The following is a 13,551-nucleotide window of genomic DNA, read 5'->3' on the forward strand; positions in this document are numbered from 1 at the left end:
AGGCCCGACGCGCAGGGAGGAAGGTCAATGCAACCCGATCTGGAACTGGTCCACATCCGCAAGGGCGAATCCTTCGCCGCGTGGATGCACGGCTATCCGTTCCGTACGGTGCGCTGGCATTATCATCCCGAATACGAGATCCATCTGGTCGTCGCCACCTCGGGCACCTTCTACATCGGCGACCATGTCGGCAGCTTCCGGCCCGGCCAGCTGATCATGACCGGGCCGAACCTGCCGCAGAACTGGATCAGCGATATCCAGCCCGGCGAGATCGTGCCGCTGCGCTCGCTGGTGATCCAGTTCCCCGAGCCCTTTATCGAGGATGCCTGCGCCGCCATGCCCGAGATGGAGGCGCTGCGCCCGCTCCTGGACCGCTCGCGCCGCGGCCTGCTGTTCGACGACGCGACCAGCGCCCGCATCCGCCCGCTGGTCGAGCGGCTGATCGAGGCGCAGGGCATCCGCCGCCTGGCGCTGTTCTGGGAGATCCTGGACATCCTGGCCAATGCCTCGGAATACGATGTGCTGGCCAGCCTCAGCTTCGAGCTGGACCTGACGCGCACCCATGACGGCGGCATCAACCGCGCGCTGGGTTATCTGCGCGAGCACCTGACCGAGCAGATCGAGGAGGGCGAGCTGGCCGAGATGGTCGGGCAAAGCCAAAGCGCCTTTTCCCGCGCCTTCAAGCGCCATACCGGCACCACGCTGGTGCGCTATCGCAACCAGCTGCGCGTCGATCTGGCCTGCCAGATGCTGCTGACCGATCCCGACATCAAGGTGGCCGAGATCTGCTATGAGGTCGGGTTTTCGAACCTGTCGAACTTCAACCGGCATTTCCTGAAGCTCAAGGGAATGTCCCCCTCGCAGTTCCGCGCGACATTCGCGGCGCAAAAGGCGCTGGTCATGGCGGACTGACAAGGACCCGCAAAGCGAATTTCACCAATTCGGGCGGCGCGGCGCCGCCCGGAGACGCGCAGGCTTTGCCTGCTTTCATCCAGATGGGAGGGAACCCTGATGAAATTGAAACTGCTTACCGCCTCGGCCGCGTTGGCGCTGCTGGCGGCCCCGGCGCTGGCCCAGGACAAGCTGAAGATCGGCATGACCTTCCAGGAGCTGAACAACCCCTATTTCGTGTCCATGCAGGAGGCGCTGAACGAAGCCGCCGCCAGCCTGGGCGCCGATGTGGTGGTGACCGATGCCGGCCATGACGTCGCCAAGCAGATCTCGGATGTCGAGGACATGCTGCAACAGAACATCGACATCCTGCTGCTGAACCCGACCGACAGCGCCGGGATCGAGGCCGCCGTCCATGCCGCCAAGGCCGCCGGCGTCACCGTGGTCGCGGTCGATGCGAATGCGAACGGCCCGGTCGATACCTTCGTCGGTTCCAAGAACCGCGATGCCGGCTACATGTCCTGCAAGTATCTGGGCGAGGCGCTGGAGGGCAAGGGCGAGGTCGCGATCCTGGACGGCATCCCGGTCGTGCCGATCCTTCAGCGCGTCGAGGGCTGCAAGGCCGCGCTGGAGGAGTTCCCGGAAATCACCCTGGTCACTACCCAGAACGGCCGCCAGGATCGCTCGGTCGCGTTGGGCGTGGTCGAGAACATGATCCAGTCGCATCCGAACCTGGCCGGCATCTTCTCGGTCAACGACGGCGGGGCCATGGGGGCGCTGGCGGCGATCCAGGGCTCGGGCAAGGACATCAAGCTGACCTCGGTGGACGGCGCGCCGGAAGCGGTCCAGGCCATCGCCGCGGGCGGCCCGTTCATCGAGACCACCGCGCAATTCCCGCGCGACCAGGTCCGCGTCGGCCTGGCCATGGCGCTGGCGCAGAAATGGGGCGCCCGCGTGGTGCCGAAGGAAGTGCCGATCGATGTCATGGTCGTTGACGCCGAGAACGCTGCCGAGTTCAGCTGGTAAGGGTTCCTCCCCGCGCCCGCCCCCGCATGTCGCGGGGGCGGGACATTTCCCAGCCATTCAGGAGGGCATCATGCTGGAACTGAACGGAATCCGAAAAAGCTTCGGCAAGATCGAGGTCCTGCACGGCGTCGACATGCAGGTCCGCGCCGGCGAGGTCCATGCGCTGCTGGGCGAGAACGGCGCCGGCAAGTCCACGCTGATGAAGATCCTCTGCGGCATCATCCAGCCCAGCGAGGGCACGATCCGCATCGAGGGGACCGAGCGCCATTTCGCCGATTACGACCAGGCCATTGCCGCCGGCATCGGCATCGTGTTCCAGGAATTCAGCCTGATCCCCTATCTTGACGCGGTCGAGAACATGTTCCTGGCGCGCGAGATGCGCAGCCGCCTGGGCATGTTGGACCGCAAGGCGATGCGCAAGCGTGCTGCCGAGATCATGCGCCAACTTGCGGTGGACGTGGCCTTGGACGTGCCGGTGCACCGCCTGTCGGTCGCCGAGCAGCAATTCGTCGAGATCGCCAAGGCGCTGTCCCTGAACGCCCGCATCCTGGTGCTGGACGAGCCCACCGCGACCCTGACGCCCTCGGAGGTCGAGCACCTGTTCAAGGTCATGCGCGAGCTGCGCCGGCAGGGCGTGGCGATCATCTTCATCTCGCATCATCTGGAAGAGATCTTCGAGATCTGCGACCGCATCACCGTGCTGCGCGACGGCGAGTTCGTCGGCTCCTGCGCGGTTTCCGAGGTCGACAACGACCGGCTGGTCGAGATGATGGTCGGTCGCCGGATCGAGAGCAACTTCCCGCCCAAGCCGGCCCCCTCGACTGCCCCCGTCGTCGTCGAGGTCGAGGAGGTGCAGCTGAAGAAGAGCGGCCCCGTCTCGCGCTTTGCCCTGCGCAAGGGCGAGATCCTGGGCTTTGCCGGGCTGGTCGGCTCCGGCCGCACGGAAACCGTGCTGGCCATGCTGGGGGCGTATCCGGCCCAACGCTGCAAGGTGAAGGTGGACGGGGTCGAGAAACGCTTCCGCGGCCCGGACGAGGGGCTGGCCCACGGCATCGGCCTGCTGCCGGAAAGCCGCAAGGAGCAGGGGCTGATCACCAGCTTTTCGATCCTGCAAAACGTATCGCTGAACAATTACGGCAAGTATCGCAAGAACCACTGGTTCATCGACCTGAAGAAGGAGCTGGACAGCACGAGGTCCGCCATGGCGCAGGTCCGCGTCAAGGCGCAGGGGCCGCATGCCCGCGTCGATACGCTGTCGGGTGGCAACCAGCAGAAGGTCGTCATCGCCCGCTGGCTGAACCACGACATGCAGGTGTTGATCTTCGACGAGCCGACGCGCGGCATCGATGTCGGCGCCAAGGCGGAAATCTATACGCTGATGCGCGAATTCACCGCGAAGGGCGGCGCCATCATCATGATCTCGTCCGAACTGCCCGAGGTGATCGGCATGTCCGACCGGGTCTGCGTGTTCCGCTCGGGCGGGATCGTGGCCACGGTCGAGGGGGCCGAGATCAATTCCGAAACCATCATGACCCATGCCACGACCGGGAGAGTTGAACATGTCGCATGACGCAAACACCGGCGCGGCCGGGAAAACCGGCGGCTTCTCGTTTGGCCGCCTGCTGCATTCGCCTCTGGCGCTGCCGCTGATCGGGCTGATCACCGTCTCGATCCTGATGGGGCTCGCCAGCGACAATTTCTTCAGCCTGAACAATATCCTGAACGTGCTGCGGCAGGTGTCGGTCGTCGGCATCCTCGCGGTCGGCATGACCTTCGTGATCCTGACCGGCGGCATCGACCTGTCGGTCGGCGCGGTCATGGCGCTGGTCGGCACGCTCAGCGCCGGGCTGATGGTCAACATGGGCCTGCCCGCGCCGGTGGCGCTGCTCATCGGGCTGCTGATCGGCCTGGGCATCGGGCTGGCCAACGGCGTGCTGGTCGCCTGGGGCCGGATGCCGGCGATCATCGTGACGCTGGCCACCATGGGCATGGCGCGCGGGCTGGGCCTGATCTATTCGGGCGGCTATCCGATCAGCGGCATCCCCAGCTGGATTTCCTGGTTCGGGGTGGGGCGCATCGGCGTGGTGCCGGTCCCGGTCATCATCATGGTGCTGATCTATGCCGTGGCCTGGGTGCTGCTGCAACGCACCGCCTTTGGCCGCCATGTCTATGCGCTTGGCGGCAACGAGACCGCGGCACGGCTGTCGGGCGTCAAGACCCAGCGGGTGAAGCTGGCGGTCTATGGCATCTCGGGCCTGACCTCGGCCTTGGCCGCGGTGATCCTGACCGGGCGGCTGATGAGCGGCCAGCCCAATGCCGGCCAGGGCTTCGAGCTTGACGCCATCGCCGCCGTGGTGCTGGGCGGCACCGCCATCTCGGGCGGGCGCGGGCTGATCCTGGGCACGCTGATCGGCGCGGTGCTGCTGGGCATCCTGAACAACGGCCTGAACCTGATGGGCATCAACCCCTATCTCCAGGACGTCATCAAGGGCGCGATCATCCTGCTGGCCATCTATATCGGGCGCGAATGGCGCTGAGCCCCGCCCAACCCATTAGAAAGACAGGAGAATGGAATGTCTGAATCGCTGGACGGCAAGATCGCCGTCATCACCGGCGCGGCCTCGGGGATCGGCCTTGCCGCCACCGAGCGGCTGCTGGATCGCGGCGCCACCGTGGTCATGGTGGACTGGAACGAGGCGGCGCTGGCCGAACTGGCCGGCAAGCTGGGGCCCAGGGCGATCCCGCAGGTGACGAACCTGCTGGACGCCGACAGCTGCAATGCCATGATCCCCGAGATCCTGGGCAAGGTCGATCATATCGACATCCTCTATTGCAACGCCGGCACCTATATCGGCGGCGACCTGACCGAGACGACGCCCGAGGCCATCGACCGGATGCTGAACCTCAACGTCAACGCGGTGATGAAGAACGTCCGCGCCGTCGTGCCGCACATGACCCTGCGCAAGACCGGTGACATCGTCGTCACCTGCTCGATCGCCGGCCATTTCCCGACCTGGTGGGAGCCGGTCTATTCCGGCTCGAAATGGGCGATTACCAGCTTCGTCCAGGGCATGCGCCGACAGATGATCCCGCATGGCGTGCGGGTCATGCAGGTCTCGCCCGGCCCGGTGGTCTCGGCGCTGCTGGCCGACTGGCCCGAGGAGAACCTGCGCAAGGCCAGGGAATCCGGCAGCCTGATCGACGCGGAAGAGGTCGCGGATGCGGTCGAATACATGCTGACCCGCAAGCGCACCGTCACCATCCGCGACATGCTGGTGCTGCCGACCAATTTCGACCGCGTCTGACGCCCGGCACCCGGAACGGAGAAGCGCCATGGACCAGTATCTGATCGGCATCGACGTCGGCACCGGCTCGGCCCGGGCCGGGGTCTTCGACCGCGCGGGCCGCCTGCTTGCCACCGCCAAGCGCCCCATCGAGATGCACCGGGAACGCGGCATCATCGCCGAACAGTCCAGCGAGCAGGTCTGGCGCGCGGTCTGCGGTTCCGTCCGGGACAGCGTGGCCCGCGCCGGGATCGACCCGGCGCAGGTCGCGGGCATCGGCTTCGATGCCACCTGCTCGCTGGTCGTGCGCGGGGCCGGGGATGCGACGCTGCCGGTGGGCGACCCCGCCCATCCCGAACGCGACATCATCGTCTGGATGGACCATCGCGCCGTCGAGCAGGCCGAGCGCATCAATGCGCAGGGCCATGAGGTGCTGAAATATGTCGGCACCCGCATCTCGCCCGAGATGGAGACACCGAAGCTCTTGTGGCTGCGCGAGCACCGGCCCGAGGTCTATGCGGCGGCGGCGCATTTCTTCGACCTGACCGATTTCCTGACCTGGAAGGCGACCGGCGCGCTGGAGCGGTCCGCCTGCACCGTCACCTGCAAATGGACCTATCTGGCGCATGAAGGGCGCTGGGACGCGGATTATTTCCGCCAGATCGGGCTGGGCGATCTGGCCGATGACGGCTTCGCCCGCATCGGTGCCCGCGTCGTCGATCCCGGCACGCCGCTGGGGCAGGGGCTGACCGAGGCCGCCGCCGAGGCGATGGGGCTGCGCCCCGGCACCGCTGTCGCGGCGGGGCTGATCGACGCCCATGCCGGCGGCGTCGGCACGGTCGCGGCCGGGGGCGATGCGACGCGCTGCCTGGGCTATGTCTTCGGCACCTCCTCCTGCACCATGACCACCACGCGCGAGCCGGCCTTCGTGCCGGGCGTCTGGGGCCCCTATTATTCCGCCATGGTGCCCGGCATGTGGCTGAACGAGGGCGGCCAGTCCGCCGCCGGCGCCGCCATCGACCAGCTGGTGCAGCTGCATCCCGCCACGGCCGAGGCGACGGCGCTGGCCGAGGCGGCGGGCAAGTCCCTGCCGCAATGGCTGGCCGACCGGGCGCTGGAACTGGCGGGAGAGGCCAGCGCCGCCGTGCGGCTGGCGGATGAGCTGCATGTCGTGCCCGAATTCCTGGGCAACCGTGCGCCCTTCGCCGATCCCCATGCCCGCGCCGTCATCATGGGGCAGGGGATGGAGACCGGGCCGGATTCGCTGGTCGCGCTTTATGTCGCGGGCATTTGCGGCCTGGGCTACGGGCTGCGGCAGATCATCGAGACCCAGGCCCAGAACGGCGCTCCGGTCGAGACGATCAGCGTCAGCGGCGGCGCCGGCGCGCATCCGCTGACCCGGCAGCTTCTGGCGGATGCCACCGGGCTGCCGGTCGAGGTGACGGAATGCCCCGAGCCGGTGCTGCTCGGCTCGGCGATGCTGGGCGCGGTGGCGGCGGGGCTGTTCCCCGACCTGCACAGCGCCATGCCCGCCATGTCGCGCATCGCCACGCACTGCGCCCCCGATCCCGCCAGCCGGGCGCGGCAGGACGCGCGCCACGCCGCCTTCCTAGCGCTGCAATCCACGGCGCGGCAGATCCGCGCCTCCATGGCGGCCCTGTCGCCGAACTGAACACGGCGGCGCTGCCGCCGAACCGATCATGCGAGGAACCATGCAATTCTCGGGCAAGACCGTTATCATCACCGGCGCGGGCAAAGGGATCGGCCGCGCCTGCGCCCGGCTCATGGCCGAACGCGGCGCGCAGGTCGTGGCGCTGTCGCGCACGCAATCCGACCTCGACAGCCTCGCGGCCGAGATCGGCGCGCGCGGCATCCGCGTCGACCTGGCCGACCCGGCCGCCACCCGCGTCGCCATGGCCGAGGCGGGGGCCGCCGACTACCTGATCAACAGCGCCGGCATCAACGTGCTGGAAAGCGTGCTGGACATGACCGAGGCCGGTTATGAGGCGGTGCTGGGCATCAATCTGCGCGCGGCGCTGATCTGCTGCCAGGAATTCGCCCGCGCCCGCGTTGCGGCGGGTGGCGGCGGTGCCATCGTCAACATCACCTCGATCGCCGGCCATCGCGGCTTCCAGGACCACTTGTGCTATGCCGCCTCCAAGGCCGGGCTGGAGGGCGCGACCCGCGTGCTGGCCAAGGAACTGGGCCCGCATGGCATCCGCGTGAACGCCGTGGCGCCCACTATCACCCTGACCGAACTGGCGGCCGAGGCCTGGTCGGACCCGGCAAAAAGCCAGCCGATGATGGTGCGCCATCCCCTGAACCGCTTTGCCGAGGCCGAGGAGGTCGCGCAAGGCATCGCGCTGCTGCTCTCGGACGACAGCCGCATGGTCACCGGCGCGGTGCTGCCGCTGGATGGGGGATTCCTCGCCGTCTGACCGCTTCAGGCCGGGGCGTGGAACCGGCGCCGGCCGTCGCGGCTTGTCTCTCGGCGCCAGAACCGGCGCGAGCCGGGGGACAGCCATGCTCGAAGACCTTCACCGCATCTTCCTGGGCGATCAGGACCTGGGCTTCGCCTGGGAGATCTTCTTCCGCACCGTCATCATCTATTTCTACACGCTGGCCCTGATGCGCTGGCTGGGCGGGCGCACGGTGGCGCAGCTCTCCATCGTCGAGTTCCTGCTGGTCATCGCCATCGGCTCGGCGGTGGGTGATTCGCTGTTCTATCCCGACGTGCCCCTGCTGCCGGCGATGTTCGCCATCTTCCTGGTCGCGGCCTTCAACAAGCTGGTGGACGAGGCGATCCTGTCCTCGGACCTGCTGTCGCGGCTGTTCGAGGGCCGGCCGCGCATCGTCGTCACCGAGGGCCGCGTCCACCGCGACCGCCTGCGCCGGCAGGGCATTGGCATGGGCGAACTCTATGCCAAGCTGCGCGAAAAGGGCGTGGCCGACCTTGCCGACATCAAGTTCGCCATTCTCGAGGCGGACGGCACGCTTTCGGTGCTGAAGCGGGACCGGGACGGCGCGGCCGGGCTTTACCAGCCGCCCGTCCTTCCGCCGGGCGAAATGGCCTGGGCGGACGAGGCATGACCGTGATGCGCCGCACCATCAAGCGGCGGCTGCGCACGGCGCATCCCTTCTGGGCCGAGACGCCGCATATCTCGGCAGAGTATCAGGTGGCGCCCTCGCAGCCGCGCTGGGACGTGGTGATCGTCGGCACCGGCATTTCCGCGGCGCTGCTGGCCGAGCGGCTGACCCGGCGCAAGCGGCGGGTGCTGCTTGTGGATCGCCGCCAGCCGGTGCGGGGCTCGTCGCTCGCCTCGACCGCGATGATCCAGCACGAGATCGACGTGCCGCTGAGCCGGCTCATGCGCCAGATCGGACCCGACAAGGCGGCGCGGGCCTGGCGCCGCTCGGTCAAGGCGGTCGAGGCGTTGCTGCGCCTGTCGCGCCGTCTGGGCCTCGACTGCCAGATGCAGCGCAAGCGGGCGCTCTACCTCGCCGGCGACGAGATGGGCTTTCGCGCGCTGGAGGCCGAGGCGGCGCTGCGCCGCGAGACCGGCATCGCGGCCGAGTTCATCCCTCGCCAGCGCCTGCTGGAGGCATTCGGCATCGACCGCACCGGCGCCATCGTCTCGACCGCCTCGGCCTCGGCCAATCCGGGGCAGTTGACGGCGGGGCTGCTGCGGGTGGCGCAAGAGCGCGGGGCCGAGATCGTCTCGCCCTTCGAGGTCACCGATTTCGCCGAACTGGCGGATGGGGTGGCGCTGACCTCCTCGACCGGGCGGGTGCTGGTGGCGGGCCATGCGGTGTTCTGCACCGGCTACGAATTCCTGCCGCAGCTCGCCTCGGCGCATCACCGCATCATCTCGACCTGGGCGGTGGCCTCGGCCGAGGGGGTGCGCCATCCGGCCTGGCTGCGGGATTTCCTGGTCTGGGAGGCGGCCGACCCCTATCTGTATTTCCGCACCACGCCCACCGGCCGGATCATCGCCGGCGGCGAGGACGAAGCAAGCCCCGATGCCTATGAGGATGCGGACAAGCTGCGCCGCAACGCCGCCGAGATCGCGCGCAAGCTGCGCGAGACCTGCGGCATCCGCATCGGCCGCCCGGCCTATCGCTGGGCCGCGGCCTTCGGCGACAGCGACGACGGCCTGCCGATCATCGACGCGGTGCCGGGCTGCCGGCGCTGCCATGCGGTGATGGGGTTCGGCGGCAACGGCATCACCTATTCCGTCATCGCGGCCGAACTGACCGCGCGCCGGATCGACGGCCGGAGCGATCCGGATGCCGACCTCTATCGGTTTCGCTGAACCGGCGGCCGAACCCTTACCTGCAAGCCCGAATCTGCCCGGCGAAAGGGCAGTGACGCAATGCGACATCGACTTCGTCGCCTGCGTCCTGCCGGCTGCGACGACAAGTGAGTTGCATTCTCCGACAAGCGCCGATTACTGTTGGCTGGCGGAACGAAGAACCAATAGAAACAGGGAGCCCGCATCGTGACAGCAGACCCCGGCAACGACGCCTTCGTTGTCTTCGATCACGTCCAGAAAAGCTATGATGGCCAGACACTTGTGGTCAAAGATCTGAACCTGACCATCGGCAAGGGCGAATTTCTCACCATGCTTGGTCCGTCCGGTTCGGGCAAGACCACCTGTCTGATGATGCTGGCCGGATTCGAGACGGCGACCCATGGCGAGATCCGGCTGGACGGGCGCAACATCAACGATGTGCCGCCCCACAAGCGCGGCATCGGCATGGTGTTCCAGAACTATGCGCTGTTCCCACATATGAGCGTGGGCGAAAACCTGTCCTTTCCGCTGGAAGTGCGCGGCATGGGCAAGGCCGAGCGCGAGACCCGCATCGCCCGCGCGCTCGACATGGTGCAGATGGGCCAGTTCAAGAACCGCCGCCCGGCGCAGCTTTCCGGCGGCCAGCAGCAGCGGATCGCGCTGGCCCGGGCGCTGGTCTTCGACCCCAAGCTGGTCTTGATGGACGAGCCGCTGGGCGCGCTGGACAAGCAGCTGCGCGAGCACATGCAGTTCGAGATCAAGGCCCTGCACGACCGGCTGGGCATCACCGTGGTCTATGTAACCCACGACCAGGGCGAGGCGCTGACCATGTCGGACCGCATCGCCGTGTTCAACGACGGGCGGATCCAGCAGCTTGCCGCGCCGCCGGTGCTGTATGAACAGCCCGAGAACAGCTTCGTCGCCGCTTTCATCGGCGAAAACAACGCGCTGCGTGGCACCATCGAGCAGTTGCAGGGCGACAAGGCGCTGGTGCGGCTGGGCAATGGCGAGCTGATCGACGCCACCGCCGTCAACATCCGCGAAAGCGGCAAGACGACGACGGTCTCGATCCGGCCCGAGCGGGTCGAGTTCAAGCCCGAGCTGATGCCCCACGGCGCCCATACCATCGAGGCGCAGGTGCGCGACGTGATCTATATGGGCGACATCCTGCGGGCGCGGCTGCATGTCGCCGGCCAGGATGATTTCGTCATGAAATACCGCAATACGCTGGGCCAGGTGAAGCTGTCGCCCGGCCAGACGATACGGATCGGCTGGCATCCCGAGGACGCCCGCGCCCTCGATCCGGTCTGAGTGTGCATCGAGCAAGGAACCAGGGAGTTATGATGAAACGCACGCTGATACTGACCTCTGCGCTGGTCACGGCCGCGGCAGCCGCCCAGGCGCAGGACAAGCAGGTCAACCTGCTGTCCTGGGGCGGCGCCTATGGCATGAGCCATGTCGAGGCCTATGCCAAGCCTTTCGAGGCGCAGACCGGCATCAAGGTCGTGGTCTCGGATGCCGACAACCCCGCGACCCCGGTCAAGGCCCAGGTCGAGGCGGGCAATGTCTCGATCGACGTGGCCTCGGTCGAATATGCCGATGCCGTGCGGCTCTGCGACGAGGGGCTGCTGGAGGAGATCGACCCCGCGATCCTGACCCCCGCCGCCGACGGCACCGCGGCGACGGATGACTTCATCGAGGGCGCGATCACCGAATGCTTCGTGGGCACGGATGTCTATTCGATGATCCTGGCCTATGACGACAGCAAGTTCCCCGATGCCAAGCCCGCCGGCGCGGCGGATTTCTTCGACACGGCGAAATTCCCCGGCAAGCGCACCATGCGCAAGGGTGCCAAGTTCAACCTGGAATTCGCGCTGATGGCCGACGGCGTCGCGCCCGACCAGGTCTATGAGGTGCTGGGCACGCCCGAGGGCGTGGACCGCGCCTTTGCCAAGCTCGACACCATCAAGGACAACGTGATCTGGTGGGAAGCCGGCGCCCAGCCGCCGCAGCTGCTGGCCGATGGCGAGGTGACCATGGCCTTTGCCTTCAACGGCCGGATCTTCAACGCCGCCCAGCAGGAGGGCAAGCCCTTCAAGATCGTCTGGGACGGCCAGATCTACGAGATGGAGGGCTGGGTCATGCCGAAGGGCGCCCCCAATCCCGAGGCGGCGAAGGAATTCATCGCCTTCTCGACCGCGCCCGAACAGCAGGCCCGCGCCGCCGAGTTCATCAGCTACGGCCCGCCGCGCATCTCGGCCGCCGCGCTGGTCGGCAATATCGAGGGCACCGACGTGCCGATGGGGCCGAACCTGCCGACCTATGCCGAGAACCTGGAGCAGGCGCTGGCCTCGAACCTGGATTTCTGGGTCGATCACGACGCCGAATTGCAGGAACGCTTCAACGCCTGGCTGGCGAACTGACCTGTCCGGCCCGCGGCGGGGCCATCCCCGCCGCGGCCATCCGAATAAAAGCCCGAACGGGCAAAAGACGGCCAAAGCGCCGCGGACACCAACGGGAGTAGAACATGAAAACCACATTGATCTTGACCTCGGCGCTGTGCAGCCTTGGTCTCGCGGCCCATGCCCAGAACAAGGAGGTCAACGTCGTCTCCTGGGGCGGCGCCTATGAACGCTCGCAGGTCGAGGCCTATAACATCCCCTTTGCCGAACAGACCGGCATCAAGGTGAACATGCTGGCTGCCGACAACCCGGCCACGCCGCTGAAGGCGCAGGTCGAGGCGGGCAATATCACCGGCGACGTCTTCGACATCGAGGTCTCGGACGCGATCCGGCTTTGTGACGAGGGCGCCCTGGTCGAGATCGACCCCGCGATCCTGCCGGCCGCGCCCGACGGCACCCCGGCGACCGAGGATTTCATCCCCGGCGCGTTGCAGGAATGCGCCGTGGCGAACATCTTCTGGGGCACGGTCATCGCCTTCGACACCACGAAGTTCGAGGGCGAGAAACCCTCGACCGCGGCGGATTTCTTCGACACCGCCAAGTTTCCCGGCAAGCGCGGCCTGCCCAAGAACCCCAAGCGCACCCTGTACCTGGCGCTGATCGCCGATGGCGTGGCGCCCGACCAGATCTATGAGGTGCTGGGCACGCCCGAGGGCGTGGACCGCGCCTTCGCCAAGCTCGACACCATCAAGCGCGACGTGGTCTGGTGGGAGGCCGGCGCCCAGCCGGTGCAATTGCTGGCCGATGGCGAGGTGGTGATGGCCACCGGCTATAACGGCCGCTTCTTCGACGCCATGGTCGGCGAGGGCAAGCCCTTCGAGATCATCTGGGACGGGCAATACATGGATATGGACATGTTCGTCATTCCCAAGGACTCGCCCAATCCCGAGGCGGCGCTGGAATACCTGAAATTCGCCACCGCCACCGAACAGCTGGCCAATCAGGCGAAATACATCGCCTATGGCCCGTCGCGGCAAAGCTCGGCGGCGCTGGTCGGGCTCTATCAGGACGGCAAGACCGAGATGGGGCCGCATATGCCGACCAATCCCGAATACATGAAGACCGCGGTCATGGACGACCCGGAATTCTGGGCCGACCATTCCGCCGAACTGGCCGAACGTTTCAACGGCTGGCTCGCCAACTGACGATCGCATCGCGCTGCGGCCCGCCGGTTCGGGCCGCGGCTTCGACCAAGGATCTTGCCTGACAAAGGACCGAGATGGCCAAAGCCCTTGACCCCCATGCCGCCATCGTCACCGAGGCCGGCGGCCTTGCCGAAGGCGGAACGCTGAGAACCGCGGACGGCCGTCCGTTGAAGTCTGCGCTTGCGCGGAGTTCGCGTCGGGCGCGTCGTCGGGCGTTTTTCCTGGTGCTGCCGCTCTTGCTGTTCATCCTGGTCACCTTCGTGGTGCCGATCGGGCAGATGCTGCAGCGCTCGGTCAAGAACGACGGGTTCTCGGCCAACATGCCGCAGCTCTCGGCCTGGTTCCACGACAATCCGCGCGGCACCGAGCCCGACGAGGCGGCCTGGGCGGCGCTGGCCGCCGACCTGACCGCCGCCGCCCAGGCCCGCAGCATCGGCGTGGTCGGCACCCG

Annotated in this window: 12 protein-coding genes and 1 pseudogene; all 13 read left to right on the forward strand. The window is 67.2% G+C overall.

Going from position 1 to position 13,551, the window contains the following annotated elements; all coding sequences use genetic code 11:
- Window positions 1–27 precede the first annotated feature (27 nt).
- A complete protein-coding gene (locus AQY21_RS04665; protein ID WP_058096619.1) occupies window positions 28–912 on the forward strand; it encodes an AraC family transcriptional regulator in 885 nt (294 codons plus the stop codon).
- A gap of 99 nt (window positions 913–1,011) precedes the next feature.
- Window positions 1,012–1,917: an ABC transporter substrate-binding protein gene (locus tag AQY21_RS04670; RefSeq protein WP_058096620.1), complete on the forward strand. Its 906-nt coding sequence runs from the start codon at window positions 1,012–1,014 to the stop codon at window positions 1,915–1,917.
- Window positions 1,918–1,987: 70 nt separating this feature from the next.
- A complete protein-coding gene (locus tag AQY21_RS04675) occupies window positions 1,988–3,487 on the forward strand; it encodes a sugar ABC transporter ATP-binding protein (RefSeq protein WP_058096621.1) in 1,500 nt (499 codons plus the stop codon).
- Window positions 3,477–4,454: an ABC transporter permease gene (locus tag AQY21_RS04680; RefSeq protein WP_058096622.1), complete on the forward strand. Its 978-nt coding sequence runs from the start codon at window positions 3,477–3,479 to the stop codon at window positions 4,452–4,454. The genes AQY21_RS04675 and AQY21_RS04680 overlap by 11 nt, the downstream gene beginning before the upstream one ends.
- Before the next feature lie 36 nt (window positions 4,455–4,490).
- Window positions 4,491–5,222, forward strand: a complete 732-nt coding sequence (locus tag AQY21_RS04685) for an SDR family oxidoreductase (protein ID WP_058096623.1) — start codon at window positions 4,491–4,493, stop codon at window positions 5,220–5,222.
- Between the two features lie 28 nt (window positions 5,223–5,250).
- The gene (locus AQY21_RS04690) at window positions 5,251–6,873 is read left to right on the forward strand and encodes an FGGY-family carbohydrate kinase (RefSeq protein WP_058096624.1); all 1,623 of its coding nucleotides are present in this window, start codon (window positions 5,251–5,253) and stop codon (window positions 6,871–6,873) included.
- 40 nt (window positions 6,874–6,913) lie between these two features.
- Window positions 6,914–7,639 carry an SDR family oxidoreductase gene (locus AQY21_RS04695; protein WP_058096625.1) on the forward strand — a complete coding sequence of 242 codons (726 nt, stop codon included), beginning with the start codon at window positions 6,914–6,916 and terminating at the stop codon, window positions 7,637–7,639.
- Window positions 7,640–7,724: 85 nt separating this feature from the next.
- Window positions 7,725–8,291 (forward strand): DUF421 domain-containing protein, encoded by a 567-nt coding sequence (locus tag AQY21_RS04700; protein WP_058096626.1) that lies wholly within the window; start codon window positions 7,725–7,727, stop codon window positions 8,289–8,291.
- Window positions 8,288–9,514, forward strand: a complete 1,227-nt coding sequence (locus tag AQY21_RS04705) for an FAD-binding oxidoreductase (RefSeq protein WP_058096627.1) — start codon at window positions 8,288–8,290, stop codon at window positions 9,512–9,514. The genes AQY21_RS04700 and AQY21_RS04705 overlap by 4 nt, the downstream gene beginning before the upstream one ends.
- A 186-nt stretch (window positions 9,515–9,700) precedes the next feature.
- Window positions 9,701–10,804 (forward strand): ABC transporter ATP-binding protein, encoded by a 1,104-nt coding sequence (locus AQY21_RS04710; RefSeq protein WP_058096628.1) that lies wholly within the window; start codon window positions 9,701–9,703, stop codon window positions 10,802–10,804.
- Window positions 10,805–10,836: 32 nt separating this feature from the next.
- Window positions 10,837–11,916 (forward strand): ABC transporter substrate-binding protein, encoded by a 1,080-nt coding sequence (locus AQY21_RS04715; RefSeq protein ID WP_058096643.1) that lies wholly within the window; start codon window positions 10,837–10,839, stop codon window positions 11,914–11,916.
- A gap of 104 nt (window positions 11,917–12,020) precedes the next feature.
- On the forward strand, window positions 12,021–13,100 hold the full coding sequence (locus tag AQY21_RS04720) for an ABC transporter substrate-binding protein (RefSeq protein ID WP_058096629.1): 1,080 nt from the start codon (window positions 12,021–12,023) through the stop codon (window positions 13,098–13,100).
- A 74-nt stretch (window positions 13,101–13,174) separates the two neighbouring features.
- Window positions 13,175–13,551 (forward strand): annotated as a pseudogene (locus AQY21_RS04725) (ABC transporter permease); the annotation flags it as partial.

It is taken from the genome of Paracoccus sp. MKU1 (assembly GCF_001447385.1).
Lineage (GTDB): Bacteria > Pseudomonadota > Alphaproteobacteria > Rhodobacterales > Rhodobacteraceae > Paracoccus.

Excerpts from the sequence above, each read along its gene's own strand:
- AQY21_RS04665 (WP_058096619.1), top strand. The coding sequence starts at position 28 with ATGCAACCCGATCTGGAACTGGTCCACATCCGCAAGGGCGAATCCTTC.
- AQY21_RS04670 (WP_058096620.1), top strand. The coding sequence starts at position 1,012 with ATGAAATTGAAACTGCTTACCGCCTCGGCCGCGTTGGCGCTGCTGGCG.
- AQY21_RS04675 (WP_058096621.1), top strand. The coding sequence starts at position 1,988 with ATGCTGGAACTGAACGGAATCCGAAAAAGCTTCGGCAAGATCGAGGTC.
- AQY21_RS04680 (WP_058096622.1), top strand. The coding sequence starts at position 3,477 with ATGTCGCATGACGCAAACACCGGCGCGGCCGGGAAAACCGGCGGCTTC.
- AQY21_RS04685 (WP_058096623.1), top strand. The coding sequence starts at position 4,491 with ATGTCTGAATCGCTGGACGGCAAGATCGCCGTCATCACCGGCGCGGCC.
- AQY21_RS04690 (WP_058096624.1), top strand. The coding sequence starts at position 5,251 with ATGGACCAGTATCTGATCGGCATCGACGTCGGCACCGGCTCGGCCCGG.
- AQY21_RS04695 (WP_058096625.1), top strand. The coding sequence starts at position 6,914 with ATGCAATTCTCGGGCAAGACCGTTATCATCACCGGCGCGGGCAAAGGG.
- AQY21_RS04700 (WP_058096626.1), top strand. The coding sequence starts at position 7,725 with ATGCTCGAAGACCTTCACCGCATCTTCCTGGGCGATCAGGACCTGGGC.
- AQY21_RS04705 (WP_058096627.1), top strand. The coding sequence starts at position 8,288 with ATGACCGTGATGCGCCGCACCATCAAGCGGCGGCTGCGCACGGCGCAT.
- AQY21_RS04715 (WP_058096643.1), top strand. The coding sequence starts at position 10,837 with ATGAAACGCACGCTGATACTGACCTCTGCGCTGGTCACGGCCGCGGCA.
- AQY21_RS04720 (WP_058096629.1), top strand. The coding sequence starts at position 12,021 with ATGAAAACCACATTGATCTTGACCTCGGCGCTGTGCAGCCTTGGTCTC.